The organism is Paenibacillus guangzhouensis, assembly GCF_009363075.1.
Classification (GTDB): Bacteria; Bacillota; Bacilli; order Paenibacillales; family Paenibacillaceae; genus Paenibacillus_K; species Paenibacillus_K guangzhouensis.
Map to the genome: position 1 here is coordinate 5,367,501 of NZ_CP045293.1, position 18,579 is coordinate 5,386,079.

The 18,579-nt window shown below is 44.7% G+C and carries 16 protein-coding genes; 8 read left to right on the forward strand and 8 right to left on the reverse strand.

Going from position 1 to position 18,579, the window contains the following annotated elements; translation table 11 throughout:
- Positions 1–64: 64 nt before the first annotated feature.
- The 8 genes from GCU39_RS24195 to dnaA form a co-directional block, all read right to left on the reverse strand.
- Complete coding sequence (locus tag GCU39_RS24195) at positions 65–1,138, reverse strand: HD-GYP domain-containing protein (RefSeq protein ID WP_152395798.1); 1,074 nt, start codon at positions 1,136–1,138, stop codon at positions 65–67.
- Between the two features lie 38 nt (positions 1,139–1,176).
- Positions 1,177–3,723, reverse strand: a complete 2,547-nt coding sequence (gyrA, locus tag GCU39_RS24200; RefSeq protein WP_152395799.1) for a DNA gyrase subunit A — start codon at positions 3,721–3,723, stop codon at positions 1,177–1,179.
- 229 nt (positions 3,724–3,952) lie between these two features.
- Positions 3,953–5,863, reverse strand: a complete 1,911-nt coding sequence (gene gyrB, locus GCU39_RS24205) for a DNA topoisomerase (ATP-hydrolyzing) subunit B (protein ID WP_152395800.1) — start codon at positions 5,861–5,863, stop codon at positions 3,953–3,955.
- A gap of 46 nt (positions 5,864–5,909) precedes the next feature.
- Entirely contained in the window at positions 5,910–6,161 is a 252-nt protein-coding gene (gene remB, locus GCU39_RS24210) for an extracellular matrix regulator RemB (RefSeq protein WP_152395801.1), read from the reverse strand.
- 48 nt (positions 6,162–6,209) lie between these two features.
- Positions 6,210–7,322 (reverse strand): DNA replication/repair protein RecF, encoded by a 1,113-nt coding sequence (recF, locus tag GCU39_RS24215; protein WP_152395802.1) that lies wholly within the window; start codon positions 7,320–7,322, stop codon positions 6,210–6,212.
- Positions 7,323–7,360: 38 nt separating this feature from the next.
- Entirely contained in the window at positions 7,361–7,585 is a 225-nt protein-coding gene (yaaA, locus tag GCU39_RS24220) for a S4 domain-containing protein YaaA (protein WP_152395803.1), read from the reverse strand.
- Positions 7,586–7,619: 34 nt separating this feature from the next.
- Positions 7,620–8,765, reverse strand: coding sequence for a DNA polymerase III subunit beta (gene dnaN, locus GCU39_RS24225; RefSeq protein WP_152395804.1), 1,146 nt, complete (start codon positions 8,763–8,765; stop codon positions 7,620–7,622).
- A 227-nt stretch (positions 8,766–8,992) separates the two neighbouring features.
- Positions 8,993–10,348 (reverse strand): chromosomal replication initiator protein DnaA, encoded by a 1,356-nt coding sequence (gene dnaA, locus GCU39_RS24230; RefSeq protein ID WP_152395805.1) that lies wholly within the window; start codon positions 10,346–10,348, stop codon positions 8,993–8,995.
- Positions 10,349–10,978: 630 nt separating this feature from the next.
- Between dnaA and rpmH the strand changes: the two genes are divergently transcribed.
- From rpmH to noc, 8 genes are all read left to right on the forward strand, one after another.
- A complete protein-coding gene (gene rpmH, locus GCU39_RS24235; RefSeq protein WP_152395806.1) occupies positions 10,979–11,113 on the forward strand; it encodes a 50S ribosomal protein L34 in 135 nt (44 codons plus the stop codon).
- 139 nt (positions 11,114–11,252) lie between these two features.
- On the forward strand, positions 11,253–11,600 hold the full coding sequence (gene rnpA, locus GCU39_RS24240; protein ID WP_018754152.1) for a ribonuclease P protein component: 348 nt from the start codon (positions 11,253–11,255) through the stop codon (positions 11,598–11,600).
- Positions 11,601–11,734: 134 nt separating this feature from the next.
- Entirely contained in the window at positions 11,735–12,457 is a 723-nt protein-coding gene (locus tag GCU39_RS24245) for a YidC/Oxa1 family membrane protein insertase (protein ID WP_407671723.1), read from the forward strand.
- The gene (jag, locus tag GCU39_RS24250) at positions 12,454–13,143 is read left to right on the forward strand and encodes an RNA-binding cell elongation regulator Jag/EloR (protein WP_152395808.1); all 690 of its coding nucleotides are present in this window, start codon (positions 12,454–12,456) and stop codon (positions 13,141–13,143) included. Before GCU39_RS24245 ends, jag begins: the two co-directional genes overlap by 4 nt.
- Before the next feature lie 68 nt (positions 13,144–13,211).
- On the forward strand, positions 13,212–14,588 hold the full coding sequence (gene mnmE, locus GCU39_RS24255; RefSeq protein WP_152395809.1) for a tRNA uridine-5-carboxymethylaminomethyl(34) synthesis GTPase MnmE: 1,377 nt from the start codon (positions 13,212–13,214) through the stop codon (positions 14,586–14,588).
- A 15-nt stretch (positions 14,589–14,603) separates the two neighbouring features.
- On the forward strand, positions 14,604–16,493 hold the full coding sequence (mnmG, locus tag GCU39_RS24260) for a tRNA uridine-5-carboxymethylaminomethyl(34) synthesis enzyme MnmG (RefSeq protein WP_152395810.1): 1,890 nt from the start codon (positions 14,604–14,606) through the stop codon (positions 16,491–16,493).
- A 3-nt stretch (positions 16,494–16,496) separates the two neighbouring features.
- On the forward strand, positions 16,497–17,219 hold the full coding sequence (gene rsmG / locus GCU39_RS24265) for a 16S rRNA (guanine(527)-N(7))-methyltransferase RsmG (protein WP_152395811.1): 723 nt from the start codon (positions 16,497–16,499) through the stop codon (positions 17,217–17,219).
- Between the two features lie 528 nt (positions 17,220–17,747).
- Positions 17,748–18,569 (forward strand): nucleoid occlusion protein, encoded by an 822-nt coding sequence (gene noc / locus GCU39_RS24270; RefSeq protein WP_152395812.1) that lies wholly within the window; start codon positions 17,748–17,750, stop codon positions 18,567–18,569.
- The last annotated feature ends 10 nt before the right edge of the window (positions 18,570–18,579 follow it).

The window sequence follows — 18,579 nt, forward strand, 5'->3', positions numbered from 1 at the left end:
CTCGGGCGGAATATTAATATATCACAGCTTATCTATGATAGTCAACTATTTTATTAAATAATTTTTAATTCAATATCTCTTGGATAAATAAATGCCGTTCATGGACCAGATTAATAATTTGTCCCTTCACGGATACCCAAGGACGTGTCGGGTGATGATGATCCGAGAATACGATCTCTCCCATGCGTCCATCATTCAATCGCACAACCATTCCATTGTGGAATTGTGTGACACGATGAATAAAGGTGCGTACACAATCGACATCCAATTTACCGAATGATTCTTCTGCTAACTGCTCTAGCACCAAATACGGCGAGGCAGCCTTCTTGAATGTCCGATTCAACGTCATCGCATGGAAAATATCCGCTACAGCAACGATTTTGGCATAAGGGTGGATCTGTTCGGACTTAACCCCAAGCGGATATCCCGAACCGTCAATCTTCTCATGATGCTGCAGTGCCGTTCTTTTAACGCCTTCATTAATCGATGCAAGATTCTTAAGCAGGTTATAACCGTAGGTTGTATGACGACGAATCTCTTCTGTCTCTTCACGCGTTAATACAGTTGGCTTGAAGAGGAGATCTGGATCGACCTTAGCATTCCCAATATCGTGCAGCAGCCCCGCTAGAGCAACCTGCATGAGCTCCTTCTGTGGCATCCCTTTCCACTTGGCCAGCATATATGAAGTTAACGCTACAAGTACAGCATTATGATACATGTACTCCTGCTCTTTCATCTGGTGAGGCGAGAAGGTAAGCACATTGTATTGCGCGATTTGGTCAATTAGCAATTCAAGCTGTGAGCGCAGTTCCAGTACAGGAATATCGTTCACAATCGCACTTTTGAATGCCCGTCTGACCAACGAGACCATTTTCTCATATTGCTCATAGAAGGATAGCGAGGCGGGAGTTGCCACGGCTGGCGTGACAGATTCACTCCCCTCCTCGATCTCTTGTGCTTTTAGTCTGTCTTCTGGACGCTCGACAGCCACTTGCGTGATAAGAAAAGCTTGTAGGATTTCTAAATCACGCTGAAGGATGACTCTCCCCTTATGGAACAACAAACTTCCTAATGGAGTGTGCACATCTTGTATGATTTTATCGCCTAATTTCAGCCCTGAAACCGTCACATTCGCCATCGTGGCTTCACTTCTCCCGTATATGCAACTACGATCATCTATTCTTCTGAATCGCTTGGTTCATCCAAATCTTGCACTTCTGTACCTGGCTCAGCCGAAATATCTGCTGATTCTAGGCCTTCTGCCTGATCCTGCTGCTCCCCATTCGATTCTTCTTCTTCTTCACTCTTATCCGCGCGCGCTACCGTTGCTACCGAATCGTCCTCACGGATATTAATCAATCTAACCCCTTGCGTATAACGACCCATCGTGGAGATGCCAGACATACTCATCCGGATCAAAGTACCGGATTCTGTAATGATCATTAAGTCCTCTTCATTACGAACCACTTTGAGTCCGACGACAGGACCATTCTTCTCCGTAACGTTGATTGTCTTAATCCCTTTACCGCCACGGGTCTGAGAACGATACTCTGTTGCTGGTGTACGTTTACCGTAACCTTTAGAAGTAACGATCAACACCTCGAGTTCAGGATCTACGATATCCATATCGATGACTTTGTCATCTTCACCGATACTGATCCCTTTTACCCCTGTTGCGCTGCGGCCCATGGAGCGAACGTCATTCTCGGAGAAGCGGATCGACATCCCTTGGCTTGTACCCATAATGATCTCTTGATTGCCATCCGTTAACTTAACCCCGATCAGATCATCGTCTTCACGCAGGTTGATCGCAATCAAGCCGCCCTTACGAATATTCGTATAGTCATCAAGCGGTGTCTTCTTCACAATCCCTTGACGTGTTGCGAAGAACAAGTATTCATCGCTGTCAAATTGTTGTACCGGAATCACGGCATTAATCGTCTCACCCTGCTCAATGTGAATCAGGTTGATAATTGGAGTCCCTCTTGCCGTCCGGCTTAGATCTGGAATCTCGTATCCCTTGATCTTGTACACCTTTCCTTTGTTCGTGAAGAACATCAGGTAATGGTGCGTATTGGTTACGAAGAGATGCTCGACGAAGTCGTTATCCTTCGTATCCATCCCAATAACACCTTTACCGCCACGACGTTGACTGCGGTATGTGTTCACAGGAAGACGCTTGATATACCCTGAATGGGTAATCGTTACAATCACATCTTCTTGTGGGATCAGATCCTCATCCAGGATGCTCTCTTCACCAACCGTAATCTCTGTACGACGCTCATCACCAAAACGAATCTTGATCTCGTTCAACTCTTCGCTGATGATATCGAGTACGAGCTGCTCATTCGCAAGAATCTCGCGATACTGTGCGATCTTAAGCATCAATTCTTGATACTCGCTCTCGATCTTATCGCGTTCCAGACCGGTTAACCGGCGAAGACGCATATCGAGAATCGCTTGAGCTTGGTCGAAGCTGAGTCCAAAACGAGTAATCAAGCCTTCACGCGCTTCTTCGTCAGACTTGGAGCCGCGAATCAATGCGATCACTTCGTCGATATGGTCAAGCGCAATGCGAAGACCCTCTAAAATATGAGCGCGAGCTTCCGCTTTCTTCAGATCGAACTCCGTACGACGACGGATAACGACTTTCTGATGCTCCAGGTAATGATAGAGCATGTCTTTCAAATTCAGAACTTTCGGCTGCTTATCAACCAAGGCAAGCATATTAATACCAAAGTTCGTCTGCATAGCTGTATGTTTGTAGAGATTGTTCAAGACGACATTCGGGTTCACATCTTTGCGAAGCTCAATCACGATGCGCATACCGTTACGGTCGGATTCATCTCTTAAATCTGTAATGCCTTCTAATTTCTTCTCGCGAACCAACTCAGCGATTTTCTCAACGAGACGCGCCTTGATCACTTGATACGGCAATTCATGGACGACAATTCGTGCACGGTTTCCGTTCTCCTCAATGGTTGCACGTGCGCGCATCGTTACTGATCCGCGTCCTGTTGCATAGGCTTGGCGAATGCCTTCCCGTCCCAGAATATATCCGGATGTCGGGAAATCAGGACCTTTTATGTAATCCATCAATTCCATTGGCGTGATCTCAGGATTGTTAATCAGTGCCTGCACCCCATCAATGACTTCGGATAAGTTGTGCGGCGGAATATTCGTCGCCATCCCGACAGCGATCCCCGATACCCCGTTAACGAGCAAATTCGGAAAACGAGCTGGCAAGACAACAGGTTCATTCTCTTCCCCATCATAGTTCGGAGCAAAGTCGACCGTTTCTTTGTTAATGTCGCGCAGCATTTCCATCGCAATCTTGGACAGACGTGCTTCGGTATAACGCATTGCCGCTGCAAAATCACCGTCAATGGAACCGAAGTTACCGTGCCCGTCGATCAACATATATCGTAACGAGAAATCTTGTGCCATCCGGACCATCGTCTCGTAAACAGCGGAATCCCCGTGTGGATGATACTTACCGATAACTTCTCCGACGATTCTCGCCGATTTCTTGTACGGCTTGTCCGGCGACATGCCGAGTTCCGACATCGCGAACAAAATTCTACGGTGAACCGGCTTCAGACCATCGCGAACATCAGGTAAAGCACGGCTAGCAATGATGCTCATCGCATAATCCATGAAGGATTCGCGCATTTCAACACCAATGTCCCGATCTTTAATTTGCGAGCGTATTTCTTCTGACATGCTGGACCTCCTCAAACTGTATATCCCTCAAAAACACAATCCATATATTTCTATTTGTTCCACCATCCAAGGACAATTAAACCTTAGCCGGACAGTGTCTGTGCCTTGCTGCACAACATATCTATTATACCATTGAAAAGGATGATTGTCCTGCTGTTTTCATTTCTTTTCATTCCATCGATGGCGAAAACAAGAAGAAAGGAAGATGGTTCCCCATCTCCCCTGTGTTCTAAATATCTAAGTTCTTAACGTCCTTCGCGTATTGATGAATGAAGTCACGTCTTGGTTCAACGTTATCCCCCATCAGTGCATCGAAAATGGCGTCTGCTTCCATCGCATCATCAACTGTAACTTGCAGCATCGTGCGGCTCTCAGGATCCATTGTCGTCTCCCAGAGCTGACCTGCATTCATCTCGCCGAGACCTTTATAACGCTGTACGTTATATTTCGCGCCTTCGCCGAATTCTGCAATGATATCGTCACGTTCTTTTTCGCTGCCTGCGTAACGAACCACTTTATTGCGCTCTACTTTGAAGAGCGGCGGTTGTGCAATATAGATGTACCCTGCCTCAACTAGCTTGCGCATGTAACGGTAGAAGAAAGTAAGCAGTAGCGTACGAATATGCGCACCGTCGACATCGGCATCGGTCATAATAATGATTTTGTGATAACGAGCTTTGGCAAGATCGAAATCTTCACCAATCCCTGTTCCTGCCGCTGTAATGATCGCACGAATCTCGAGGTTCGATAGAATCCGATCAAGGCGTGCTTTCTCAACGTTCAGAATCTTACCGCGCAGCGGCAAAATAGCTTGGAAATGACGATCCCGTCCTTGCTTCGCCGAACCGCCCGCAGAGTCACCCTCTACGATGTACAATTCGCTGATCGAAGCATCCTTCGATGAACAGTCTGCTAATTTCCCAGGCAATGAACTTACTTCAAGCGCGCTCTTACGACGTGTTAACTCACGCGCTTTCTTCGCAGCTTCACGGGCACGCGCAGCTTGCTGACCCTTCTCGACGATTTTACGCGATACCGCTGGGTTCTCATCCAAGAACTCTTGGAACTTCTCAGCGAAGAAGGATTCCACAATACCGCGAACTTCACTGTTCCCGAGCTTCGTCTTCGTCTGACCTTCGAATTGCGGTTCAGGAATTTTCACGGAGATAATCGCCGTTAGTCCTTCACGCACATCGTCACCGGAGAAGTTCGAATCGTTGTCTTTGAGCAAATTCACACGACGTGCATAGTCGTTAATGATTCGCGTCAGAGCACTCTTGAAGCCCGATTCATGCGTTCCACCTTCATGGGTATTGATATTATTGGCAAAAGAATAAATATTCTCGGTATAGCCCTCATTGTATTGCAGCGCGACTTCAACTTGGATATTATCTTTCATGCCTTCCACGTAGATCGGCTGTTCATGCAATACTTCGCGGCTGCGGTTCAAATATTGAACGAATTCAATGATACCGCCGTCGGCTTTGAAGGTGTGCGTCTGACCTGAGCGCTCATCGAGAATCGTAATCGAAATTCCTTTATTCAAGAAGGCAAGCTCACGAACACGTGATACCAAGGTATCGTATTCGTAGACCGTTGTATCGGTAAAGATCTCTGGATCCGGCTTGAAACGAATCGTTGTCCCTGTCTCGTCGGATTCGCCTACCACTTTCATATCGTATTGCGGCGTACCCCGACGGAATTCTTGTTGATAGATATGTCCGTCACGTCGAACTTGCGCAATCAGTTGCTCGGACAACGCATTTACAACGGATACCCCTACCCCGTGCAGACCACCGGACACTTTATAGCCTTCCCCACCGAATTTACCACCGGCATGCAAGACCGTAAGTACAACTTCCAGTGTCGGACGCTTCAGCTTCGCATTCTCGCCTACGGGTATACCGCGACCATTATCAATAACAGTAATACTATTATCTTCATGAATAATAATTTGAATGGTGTCGCAATAACCGGCCAAAGCCTCATCAATACTATTATCGACTACTTCCCATACCAAATGATGAAGCCCTTTACCGCTCGTCGATCCGATGTACATCCCCGGACGTTTACGAACAGCTTCAAGTCCTTCGAGTACCTGAATCTGACTCTCATCATATGTATTTTGGTTCATAGACATGCCCTTCACCTACTTCTATAGTTTCAATTCAACGAATCGAGGGTGCTTAAGCCCCCGCCGTAAAAGAATTCGCTCTTTTTTTCAACGTCGTAGAGGAAATCGGAGAATAATATATTTTGCCTTTGGTAACAACGATGGATTTCGCTTCTTCCTCGCCGATTACTTCAACATTTTTTTGCCCTTCCGCATAAGAAAGAAACTGCTTCGAGCATTTGGATGATTTCTCGATCGATACATCAAAAATCGCTACGAGCTCTGACGAGCGAATCACCTTTTCTCCGCCTAAATGAATATACATCAGATTCTACGCCTCCAAACCAAAAGGTTATCTCACAAAGACAAGTGCTTAACGCATGACATTTCCCGAACGGACATGATAAATGTTCGCATCCTTCAGCTTGCTCGCATGAATGCTCTCAATGCTGGTCGTTGTAATAAACGTCTGCACTTTACTCTGGAACGTCTCGATCAACTGCGTTTGTCGATTCTGGTCAAGTTCTGACAGTACATCATCCAGCAAAAGTACCGGATATTCGCCAATTTCCTCATGAATGAGCTCAATCTCAGCCAATTTAAGCGATAATGCGGTTGTGCGTTGCTGGCCTTGAGAACCGTACGTTTGAACTTCTTTATCGTTGATAAAAAAAGAAAGATCATCACGATGAGGCCCCACGAGGGTCATTCCACGCCGGATCTCCTGTTCTTTCATTTGTGATAACTTTATCATAAATTGCTCAAATAAGACAGCTTCATCTTCCGACCCGTCCATGGGAAAAGAGGGAAGATAGCTGATTGAAAGCTCTTCAATCCCGTTCGTGATCCCCTGATGAATCGATTTGGCCCACTGTTCTAGTTTACTTATAAATTGTTTCCTCTTTCTGATAATTTTAACACCTTGGGTCACGAGTTGTTCGTTCCACACCTCGAGCATCGCTTGGGATGAGGCCCCTTGCTGCCAGGCATTCTTAAGCACGTTATTGCGTTGAACCACAATTTTCTGATATTGCTGGAGAGCGTAGAGGTAATTGGGCTGCACTTGGCCGATTTCGATATCGAGGAACCGACGTCGAATCCCCGGTGTTCCTTTGACAATTTCCAAGTCTTCAGGTGCGAACATGACCACATTCAACGCCCCAATGAAATTGCTGAGCTTCTTCTGCTCCAGCCCGTTAATCTTGGCCTGCTTGCCTTGTTGAGCGAGGTTGAGCTCCAGATGAACGGGGCCGTACTTCTTATCCACAACCGCCTCGAGATGCGCACGCGATTCTCCCCAGCCGATCAGTTCCTTGTTCTTATCCGTGCGATGTGATTTGGTCAGGGCAAGCACGAAGATCGCTTCGAGCAAATTCGTCTTGCCTTGCGCATTCTGACCAATGAAAATATTCACTTTCTGATCCGTATTCAATTCAATCTCAGATATATTGCGATAGTTCTGCAGCCGAATATTCTTAACGAACACGCCTTCGCCTCCCCTCGTGTCAGAATGGACAGCTTATGCTACGAAAGCGCAGATCGTTCGACTTGAAACTCCCCATGCCCGTCCACTTTGACGATATCGGCAGCGTACAGCTTGCGTCCGCGGCGATTCTCCAATTCTCCGTTCACCCACACTTGCTCTTCTTGCAGGAAGAACTTCGCATGGCCTCCTGTTGCAATGCAATCCGACAGCTTCAGGAATTGTCCTAATGTAATAAATTCGGTCTTAATCGTAATCTTCTTCATCTTTCAATCCCTCTCAAAGGCGATTCTTGCCAAATTAGACTTGCGGTGTACGATACGGCAGGATCAGGTGCAAACTGTTCTGATGGTCTGTCGGTTTAATAATGATTGGGCTCATCGCGCCAGTAAATCCAATAAAAATATATTCGCTCTCGATAACTTTCAGCACGTCTAACATATATTTGGAGTTAAACGTAATGCGAAGCGGTTCGCCGTTAAATTCACGCGCATCCAATTGCTCCGTTACCTTACCCAGCTGTGTTGAGCTCGAAGAAATCTCGATGCTGCCATCCTCTTTGGTCATCAGGAGTACAATATTCGTCTTTTCTTCACGGGATAACAAATAAGCACGGTCAATCGCTTCCGTTAATTTTTTTGTATCCAAGACGAGTTCTGTTTTGTAATTTTGCGGAATAATTTTAGAAGTATCGGGATAAATGCCGTCCAATATACGCGAATAGAACAAGACACGATCGATTTTGAATAACACTTGGTTATCTGAGACGACAATGTCGACCATGGTGTTCTGGTCCGGCACGATTTTACTTAATTCGTTCAGGGTCTTACCAGCAATAACGACATTATTGAATCGAGCATCGGACTCGACTTGAATCGTTGCTGTACGGCTTGCTAGACGGTGGCGGTCTGTTGCAGCGAATTTCAATTCATTGCCGGATAAGTTCCAGAGGATCCCCGTTAAGATCGGTGTGCTCTCGTTGGTTGAAATTGCGAATACTGTTTGTTTGATCATTGTCTTGAGCAGGTCGCCGTTTATACTGAATACTTCGTTTTCTTCAATTGTCGGAAGAACAGGAAACTCTTCAGGATCTAATCCAACCATTTGGATATCTGTAGCGCCAGAGCGGATAAATGTCTGGAAATGCTCTTTAACCTCAATTTCGATAAATTCCGACGGCAATTTCTTAATCATTTCGATAAAAAATTTAGCAGGTAGTACAACACTGCCAATTTTCTCGATTTGAACGATGGTTTGTTTATCGTCTTCAACAGGAATAAAACTTTGGATTGAAATATCTGTATCGCTAGCCGTTAAGGTTACCCCTTGGTAGGTAACATCGATTTTGATCCCGCTAAGAATAGGAATCGTCGTCCGACTGGAAATTGCTTTGGATACATGTTGTATCGAATCATTGAGTTCATGTTTTAAAATGCTGATTTTCATGGATATTCTCCTTTTACATTTTCCTTGTGAAAAATGATTGCGTTGCGACGTTGTGTATAGTTGTAATTCTTTAAATAATTATTAGTAATCGTAGTAGGCACCCTGAATATGTGGATAAGTGCCTTAACCATTCAAAAATGAAGCCTATCCACATGTGTATAGATTGTGCATAGGCGTTTTTGTTGTGGCATATAGTTGTTGATAGTTTTGAGAAGCTCCGGCAACCATCACGTAGGATTCTTAATTTTCTCCGTGATGTTATGAATGATTTTATATAATTCCTGATCTTGCTTCAGCGACTGGCTGATTTTCTCATGGGCATGAATGACCGTTGTATGGTCGCGCCCGCCAAAGGCTTCGCCGATCTTCGGAAGGGAATAATCCGTTAGTTCGCGAGACAGGTACATAGCGATTTGACGTGGGAAAGCGACGGCTTTGGTCCGTTTTCTCGCTTTGAAATCTTCCAGCTTGAGGTTATAGAATTCGCCAACTTTCTGCTGAATGTGCTGAATCGTAATCATCCGCGGACGAGCTGTCGGGATAATATCCTTGAGCGCTTCAGCGGCTAGATGCGATGTAATATCTTCGTTAATGAGCGACGAGTATGCAACGACACGAATTAGAGCGCCCTCGAGCTCTCGAATGTTCGTATCGATTTGATTGGCAATATAGACCATAGCTTCGTTCGGAATATCAAGGTTCTCTGCCTTCGCTTTCTTGCGAAGAATCGCGATGCGTGTCTCGAGATCCGGCGCTTGGATATCGGTGATTAATCCCCATTCGAACCGGGAGCGAAGCCGTTCCTCCAACGTTGGGATTTCCTTCGGTGGTCGGTCACTGGAAATAATGATCTGTTTCCGTTCTTCATGCAGCGCGTTGAATGTGTGGAAGAATTCCTCTTGTGTTCCGTCTTTCCCCGCTAGAAATTGAATATCGTCAATGAGCAAAATGTCGATATTTCTGTATTTATTCCGGAAGCTTTCCCCGCGGTTATCACGAATCGCATTAATAAATTCATTCGTAAATTTCTCGGAAGAGAGGTAGAGAACTTTGGCAGATGGATTATGCTCCAAGATGAATTGGCCGATCGCATGCATTAAGTGCGTCTTGCCAAGACCAACGCCTCCATAGAGGAAGAGCGGGTTATAGGCTTTGGCCGGTGCTTCTGCCACAGCGAGCGAGGCAGCGTGCGCAAAACGGTTATTCGCACCAATAACAAAGGTATCGAAGGTATACTTCGGATTTAACATATGAGGAAACGGTTCATCTTGAACGATCGGCTCTGTAACAGCCGTCAATGGCTGAGGGGGGAGCAGATCAACCTGTTTTGGTTCGTCGATCACAAATTTGACGTCAACTTGTTTGTCCAAATATTCGGAAATGGCGGATGCGACTAATTTGGTATAGCGGCTCTCCAGCCACTCTACTGCAAAAGATGTCGGTGCCGATATGATGACAGAAGAATCACTAAGGGATACGAGTCTTGTCGCTTTAAACCAGGTATCAAAGCTGGGTTTGCTTAATTTTGTTTGGATGACAGACAAAATTTGATGCCATATTTCATTTGTATGGCTGCTATCCACAGAAGTCACTCCTTATTATTATTTCAAATGTGGTCGTAGCCATGGGTATGCCATTAGAGCAAGCTAAACTTGTCCTATGTCGTAGAAAAAGAAAAAACGATGTAGAAATATCCACAAAATGCAGTATCGTTAAACTGATTTTGTACCCTTACATCGAAGTTTGTTCACAACGTTATCCACAGGCTGTTGATAAGATTGTTATTTTAAACGGCTATTCACAGCAAAAAGTAATCTAAGCATAGCAAAAAGAGGCTTGATTTTCAACGGATCCAAGCATTTTATCCACAAATTCAATAACTTGTGTATAATTTTTATATACAACACAAGATATTGTTTATAACTTGTTGAATAAACGACAAAGTTATCCAAAATGTGATTTTTATTATTCACAGGTTGTCCGCTGTGGGTAAGTTTTTGTCGAACAATTCTGTGTATATGTATCCGGGTGAGGCTGTGGATAATGTGAGTGGTATAGTTTATGGATCAAGGAAGAATGTCATACATTAGATTGTCTTTCATCTATATGGTATTAGTAGGGATTAGTTGACATTTGGGTGCGCCCGTGATTTAATGATATAAGGTGTTTTTTGAAGACCGATAATTGGAATTCCTTTGAGGAGGTGCAAATAGATGAGACCTACATTTAAACCAAATGTGAGCAAGCGTAAGAAGGTTCATGGTTTCCGTAAGAGAATGAGCACTGCAAACGGCCGCAAGGTTTTAGCTGCTCGTCGTCTTAAAGGCAGAAAGAAATTAAGCGCGTAAGAGCGTATGATAAGACCACTCAACGTGGTCTTTTTTTCATGTAAGGAGAAGAAATCGTATTCAATGGGACGGTTTATAAAGGCTTCTGTTGGTCGATACTGACAGTTGATCTAATCTCATGAGGCCAGAGGAGTTCGTCGTGCAAAAAAAACTGCGTTTAACTAATCGTGCAGACTTCACACGTGTCTATCGGCATGGGAAATCATTCGCCAATCATCAATTTGTGGTGTATTGGTTCAACAAGCCGGAAATCGAGCGGTTTCGATTAGGCATCTCTGCAAGCAAAAAGATCGGGAATGCGGTCGTTCGCAATCGAATGCGCAGGCTCATTAAGGAAATTGTTCGTAAAAATGAAGCTCGGATCATCGACCATGTCGATATGGTCTTTATCGTACGAAAAGGAGCTGTCCAGATGTCTTTTCAAGAGATGGAGAAAAGTATTCTGCATGTGCTTAAAAAAGCATCGCTCATCAAGCGGTCCCGCTAGCATGTGGACAGTTTCTTTGTTGTATTAAATATGTTATTATTTACATTGGAATCGGTAGGCGAAGAGAGGAGTTATGAATCTTGTTTCTGAATAAGCTACGTAACCGTAAATGGATTGTCCTCGTCGCACTTGTGATGCTGGTTGTATTGCTTGCGGGCTGTACTTCGACAACACAGGCATCGTTGACGACGGAAGAGATGAAAAACGGAGGATTTTGGCAGTCTAATGTCGTGTATTATTTCTCCTATGCACTGGATACATTCGCAAGATGGTTCGGCGGAGAGTATGGTCTAGCTATTCTAGTGCTCACGTTGATCGTACGTACATTAATCTTACCACTCACGATCAAGCAAATGCGCAGTTCCAAAGCAATGCAAGAGATTCAGCCGGAAGTCAACAAAATTAAGCAGAAGTACAAAGATGATCCGAAGAAACAACAGGAAGAGACAATGAAGCTGTTCCAACAGCATTCCATTAATCCACTTGCAGGATGTCTTCCATTACTTATTCAGATGCCAGTATTTATCGCACTGTATAACTCGATTTACATGAACATTCATATTAGAGAGCACGCTTTCTTATGGATGGAGCTTGGTAAACCGGATCATCTCTATATTCTACCGATCATTGCGGCGATTACAACTTTCGTACAATCGAAGATGATGCCGACGCAAGCGACGGGCGCGATGCAGATGATGTTCTTCATCTTCCCAGTATTGATCTTCGTGATGGCGATTCAGTTCCCAGCCGCGTTGCCGCTCTACTGGATTTACAGTAACCTTTATACAATTATTCAGAATTACTTCCTATATAAAAGAAAATCGGGTAAAAACAAGGAGGCTCTTCCTTCCAAATGAGAACAGTCGTAGCTTCAGGTAAATCGATTGAGGATGCAGTAAAGAACGGTTTAACCCAGTTGAATACAACTGAGGATCGCGTTTCGATTACAGTATTAGAGCAGCCGTCCAAAGGATTGTTCGGCCTCATCGGTGCCAAAGCGGCGAAGGTAGAGGTCACGCTGCTCCCTGAACCCGAGGTTGCAACGATTTCAGCGGTACAAGCTGTAGAACCTGTTGCAGTGGAAGAGAAAGACGATACGTTCCCGATAAAAGAGGCTATCCGCTTCATTGAAGAAGTAGCTAGTACGATGGATTTGGCAATTGAAGTCGAGCATACGCAGGATCGTGAAGGACATGTCTTGAACATTACCGGATCCAATCTCGGATTGCTCATCGGTCGAAGAGGCCAGACGTTAGATGCACTGCAGTACTTGACGAATATTGTCGTTAATCGATATTCGAAGAATCATCTGCGCGTTGTACTCGATGCGGAGTCGTTCCGAGACCGTCGAAGAAAGACGCTGGAGGATCTAGCAGAGAGGCTGGCTGGCCGAGTGATCCGGACACGGAAAGAGGTTGTACTCGAACCGATGTCTCCGCAAGAGCGGAAAGTGATCCATGCGAAGCTTCAACATCATCCAAAAGTAAAAACATTTAGTAAAGGCGAGGAACCGAATCGCCGTGTGATTATTACACTTAAGTAGACGAAAATGCAATGACTCCTGGATTGATGCCGAGTCATTGCTTTTTTCATAGATGAAGAGGTGTTAGCGTGATTAATGATACAATAGCTGCAATAGCAACAGCCGTAGGAGAAGGTAGTGTTGCGATTGTACGCGTCAGTGGACCAGAATCAGTTGCGATTGTCGAATCAATATTTGCAGCGAAAAATAAATTAACACAAGTGGATTCTCATACCGTTCATTATGGCTATATCGTGGATCCTGATACGCGAGAAAAGATGGAAGAAGTACTCGTGACGGTTATGCGAGCACCGCGTTCTTTCACCATGGAAGATGTGGTGGAGATTAGTACGCACGGCGGTGTGATAGCGGTCAAGCGCGTGATGGATATCCTGCTGCAGCAAAATGTTCGTCTCGCCGAGCCGGGGGAATTCACGAAGCGTGCTTTCTTGAATGGTCGAATTGACTTATCCCAAGCCGAAGCCGTTATCGATTTAATCCGTTCTAAGTCAGAACGTGCGTTCTCAGCAGCCTTTAAGCAGGTGCAGGGGAATTTGTCGAAAGAGATTGAAGTGTTGAGACATACTTTGCTCGAGACGATGGCTCATATCGAAGTAAATATTGATTATCCAGAACATGATGTCGAATCGCTGACAAGTGCATTCATTCGAGAAAAATGTTCATTGGTTATGGGGCAAATCGAGAGGTTGTTAAGAACAGCGAATGAAGGCAAAATATTAAGGGAAGGGATCGTCACGGCGATTGTCGGGCGACCGAATGTCGGTAAATCTTCCTTATTAAATGCATTAGCCAAAGAGAGCAAGGCGATTGTAACGGATATTCCAGGAACGACGCGCGACGTGATTGAGGAATACATTACGATTAATGGCATTCCGCTTAAGCTGTTGGATACAGCAGGGATTCGCGAAACGGCGGATGTCGTCGAACAGATCGGTGTCGAACGGTCGAAATCTGCGCTTGAAGATGCGGATCTTGTCATTCTTGTGCTGAATCAGAATGAGCCGCTGCATGCAGATGATCTGCAATTAATGGAACAAATCAAGAGTAGACAAGTGATTGTCGTACTGAATAAAATGGATTTACCACAGCAGCTTGAGCTGCGTCAGATTGAAGAGTTGTTCGAAGCGAATCGGATCGTGAAGATGTCGGTCAAAGAGCAAGAAGGATTGGATGCATTAGAGGCTGCTATCGCAGGTATCTTCTTTAGCGGCGGTATTGAGTCCAATGATCTGACCTATGTCAGCAATGTTCGACACATTGCGCTTCTGAAGAAAGCGATCGTGTCGTTGCAAGATGCGATGGATGCGACGGAACAGCATATACCGATCGATCTGATTCAGATTGATGTTAGAGCGGCGTGGGAACAGTTAGGTGAAATTATCGGCGATGCGGTAGGAGATTCGCTGATTGATCAAATATTTAGTCAATTCTGTCTAGGTAAGTAAAAGGAGGATCGGAAGATGGGCTATGTAGCTGGGGAATATGATGTGATTGTGATTGGTGCAGGGCATGCGGGCGTAGAAGCTGCGCTTGCCTCTGCACGGATGGGATGTGAGACATTACTGCTCACAATCAATTTAGATATGGTGGCGTTTATGCCGTGTAATCCATCGATTGGTGGTCCGGCTAAAGGCCATGTCGTGCGTGAAATTGATGCCCTCGGGGGAGAGATGGGACGCAATATTGACAAAACGTACATTCAAATGCGGATGTTGAATACAGGGAAGGGACCTGCGGTTCATGCCCTTCGTGCGCAAGCCGATAAATTCTTGTATCAGCATGAGATGAAGAAGACGATTGAAGAGACCCCGCATTTGACGCTTCGCCAAGGGATGGTCGAAGAACTGATTGTAGAAGATGGCCAGTGTGTTGGAGCCGTCACGAAGACGGGTGCAGAATATCGTGCCAAAGCTGTTGTCTTAACGACGGGTACCTACCTGCGAGGCAAGATCATCATGGGTGAATTGATGTATGAGAGCGGGCCGAATAACCAGCAGCCATCGGTGAAGTTATCCGAATCCCTGCGTGCGTTAGGGTTGCAATTGGTACGATTTAAGACAGGAACACCGCCGCGTGTTCATAAAGATACGATTGATTTCTCGAAGACGGAAATTCAACCGGGTGACGAGCATCCGAAGTTCTTCTCTTTCGAGACGACTTCTTCCGATAATGAACAGCTTCCTTGTTGGTTAACGTACACTTCTTCTGCGACACATCAGATTATTAATGATAATTTGCATCGTGCACCGATGTTCTCTGGTGCGATTGAAGGAACGGGGCCTCGTTATTGTCCTTCCATCGAAGATAAAATTGTACGATTCAGTGATAAGCCCAAACATCAGATTTTCCTCGAACCAGAAGGTAAAAATACGTCGGAGTATTATGTACAAGGGCTGTCAACCAGTATGCCGGAAGACGTTCAGCTACAAATTCTACGTTCAATTCCAGGGCTTGAAAAAGTTGATATGATGCGTACGGGTTATGCGATTGAATATGATGCCGTTGTTCCTACTCAGCTATACCCATCACTTGAGACGAAACTTGTACCGGGTCTATTCACGGCGGGACAGATTAACGGAACATCCGGCTATGAAGAAGCGGCTGGGCAAGGGATCATGGCTGGGATTAACGCGGCTCGCAAAGTCCAAGGAAAAGAAGCTGTGGTGCTCGATCGTTCCCAAGGATATATTGGTGTTCTTATCGATGATCTAGTTACTAAAGGAACGAGCGAACCTTATCGTCTGTTGACATCTCGTGCAGAATATCGTTTATTACTCCGTCATGACAATGCGGATCTCAGACTTACACCGATTGGGCATGAAATCGGATTGATCACCGAAGATCGCTACGCGAAGTTCTTGCACAAAAAAGAAATGGTCGAGTTGGAGATTGAACGTCTGCGTACAACGAAGATTCGTCCAGATGAGCAGGTGCAAGCGATGTTAGCTTCGGTAGGTTCTGCACCTCTTACCAATGGGGTAGACATTCTGACCTTGCTTCGTCGCCCTGAAGTGACTTATGCGCATATCGAGCCGATTTCATCTTCTTCGCATGAATTAACGGAAGAGATGAAAGAGCAGGTTGAAATTCAGATTAAATATTCCGGATATATCGAGAAGCAATTACTGCAGGTTGAACGCCTTCAGAAGATGGAGAAGAAGAAGATCCCAGACGACATTGATTACAGCGATATTCATGGCATTGCGACGGAAGCGAAGCAGAAGCTCGATAAGATTCGACCGATTTCCATTGGTCAGGCTTCACGGATTTCCGGTGTAACGCCAGCAGACATCTCCATTTTGCTCGTATACTTGGAACACTATAACCGCGTAATCGCATCGAGAGGATAAAATATGGATCACATTCAAACCGTATTTGCAGAACGGTTGGCGAAATATAATATTTCGCTGACCGAACAACAATTCAATCAATTCGAGATTTATTTGATAGAATTGGTCTCATGGAATGAGAAAATGAATCTAACAGGGATTACTGAAAGAGAACAGGTCTATACGAAGCATTTCTATGATTCTGTGTCGCTTTCTTTCTTTTTGAATATGAAGGAGATTACGACCGTTGCAGATATCGGGTCGGGTGCCGGTTTTCCGAGCATTCCTCTTAAAATCTGTTTCCCGCATCTAAAAGTTACGATCGTTGATTCTCTGAATAAACGCATTCAATTTCTTAATCATCTGGTCGAGCAGCTCGGACTTACCGACGTACAATGTATTCATGGACGTGCAGAGGATATTGCTCGTCAATTCAAGTACCGAGATCAATTCGATCTTGTAACTGCACGGGCGGTTGCCAGACTTGCTGTTCTGAATGAATTCTGTCTTCCGTTCGTTAAGGTAGGGGGGACCTTCGCAGCGATGAAGGGGACTGATCTTACAGAAGAAATCAAAGAAGCAGCGCGTAGCTTCAAAGAATTAAAGGGCAGCGTCAATCGGGTAGAACATTTTAAGCTTCCCGTAGAAGATTCAGATCGGCATATCGTGATTGTCGATAAGAAAGGCCCAACCTCAGCCAAATATCCTCGTAAAGCTGGAACGCCATTAAAAAGTCCGCTCCTATAAATTTTCCGCAGCATCGAATAGAGATGTTTCACGTGGAACATTTCACGAAAATGTTGCTTCACGCCGATTGTCTGGCAGGAAAACGTCATAGAATTGGAGAATATATAAATAGTAGAATATTAAGTTATTAGCATAAGTTGGATAACCAACGAAGCTGTTAATCAGATGAGGCTGCTCAATGATGAAAGGCCTCATTCTCTCTCTTTATTTCATTTTCATGAATTGAATATCGAAACGAATGCACGGATGTTGTTCACTTGGCGAAAACAATTTTTGCGGTTGGATAGACATGCTGAAGTTTCTACTGGATCATGGTTTAGGTACATCGAGAGGCAATGGATTGAAACGTAGTGACGTTATTTTTCCATGGAGTGGAGTACGTGGGCTATATTTTCATGTGTTCTTTGAACAATAGAATCCATCAGAACAATTATAGAATGATAGGTAGATTCAAGAAGATAGTGCCTGTTAGTTATTGTTCTAATTGCCATTCGAGTGCGATTATGAATTTAGGTGGTATCATACGAAATGAAAGAACAATTGTCTAAGCTATTTGGAATCGCAGAAAAAAATAATCAAGATGAGGTTAAACAAATTCCGATCTCGGAAATTGTTACAAGTCCTTATCAACCACGGACGATATTTGACGATGAGAAAATCGATGAGTTATGCCAGACGATCAAAACGCATGGCGTGATTCAGCCGATTGTTGTTCGCATGCGCAATGGCAAATATGAGATTATTGCTGGGGAGCGTCGTTGGCGAGCGGTTACACGCCTTGGACTAGACACCATTCCGGCCATTGTTCGTGAGTTTAATGATTCTCAAGCGGCATCCATCGCCCTCATTGAGAACTTACAACGTGAAGGCTTAACTTCGATTGAAGAAGCGGTAGCATATCAGAAATTGATGGATTTACATAGTCTGACCCAAGAGAGCTTAGCGCAGCGATTGGGTAAGAGTCAATCAACGATTGCGAATAAAATTCGTTTGTTAAATTTGCCTGATATGGTGAAAACGGCATTAATGGAGCGCCAGATTACAGAGCGTCATGCAAGAGCGTTGTTGTCACTTGACTCCGAAGAACTGCAATTAAAAGTATTGAATGATATAATAACAAAAGAACTGAATGTAAAACAGACGGAAGCACGTGTTGCCTTCTATAAAGAAGCGATGCAGCCGAAGAGCAAATCGAAACGGATTTCGTTCACGAAGGACGTGCGTCTTGCCTTGAATACCATTCGACAATCCATTGAGATGGTATCCGGTACAGGCATGCAGATTAAGACCGATGAGAAAGATCATGAAGATCACTACGAGATTGTCATTAAAATTCCAAAAAGATCATAAAGAAGCTTCA

Excerpts from the sequence above, each read along its gene's own strand:
- GCU39_RS24195 (WP_152395798.1), bottom strand. The coding sequence starts at position 1,138 with ATGGCGAATGTGACGGTTTCAGGGCTGAAATTAGGCGATAAAATCATA.
- gyrA (WP_152395799.1), bottom strand. The coding sequence starts at position 3,723 with ATGTCAGAAGAAATACGCTCGCAAATTAAAGATCGGGACATTGGTGTT.
- gyrB (WP_152395800.1), bottom strand. The coding sequence starts at position 5,863 with ATGTCTATGAACCAAAATACATATGATGAGAGTCAGATTCAGGTACTC.
- remB (WP_152395801.1), bottom strand. The coding sequence starts at position 6,161 with ATGTATATTCATTTAGGCGGAGAAAAGGTGATTCGCTCGTCAGAGCTC.
- yaaA (WP_152395803.1), bottom strand. The coding sequence starts at position 7,585 with ATGAAGAAGATTACGATTAAGACCGAATTTATTACATTAGGACAATTC.
- dnaN (WP_152395804.1), bottom strand. The coding sequence starts at position 8,765 with ATGAAAATCAGCATTTTAAAACATGAACTCAATGATTCGATACAACAT.
- rpmH (WP_152395806.1), top strand. The coding sequence starts at position 10,979 with ATGAGACCTACATTTAAACCAAATGTGAGCAAGCGTAAGAAGGTTCAT.
- GCU39_RS24245 (WP_407671723.1), top strand. The coding sequence starts at position 11,735 with ATGCTGGTTGTATTGCTTGCGGGCTGTACTTCGACAACACAGGCATCG.
- jag (WP_152395808.1), top strand. The coding sequence starts at position 12,454 with ATGAGAACAGTCGTAGCTTCAGGTAAATCGATTGAGGATGCAGTAAAG.
- mnmG (WP_152395810.1), top strand. The coding sequence starts at position 14,604 with ATGGGCTATGTAGCTGGGGAATATGATGTGATTGTGATTGGTGCAGGG.
- rsmG (WP_152395811.1), top strand. The coding sequence starts at position 16,497 with ATGGATCACATTCAAACCGTATTTGCAGAACGGTTGGCGAAATATAAT.
- noc (WP_152395812.1), top strand. The coding sequence starts at position 17,748 with ATGAAAGAACAATTGTCTAAGCTATTTGGAATCGCAGAAAAAAATAAT.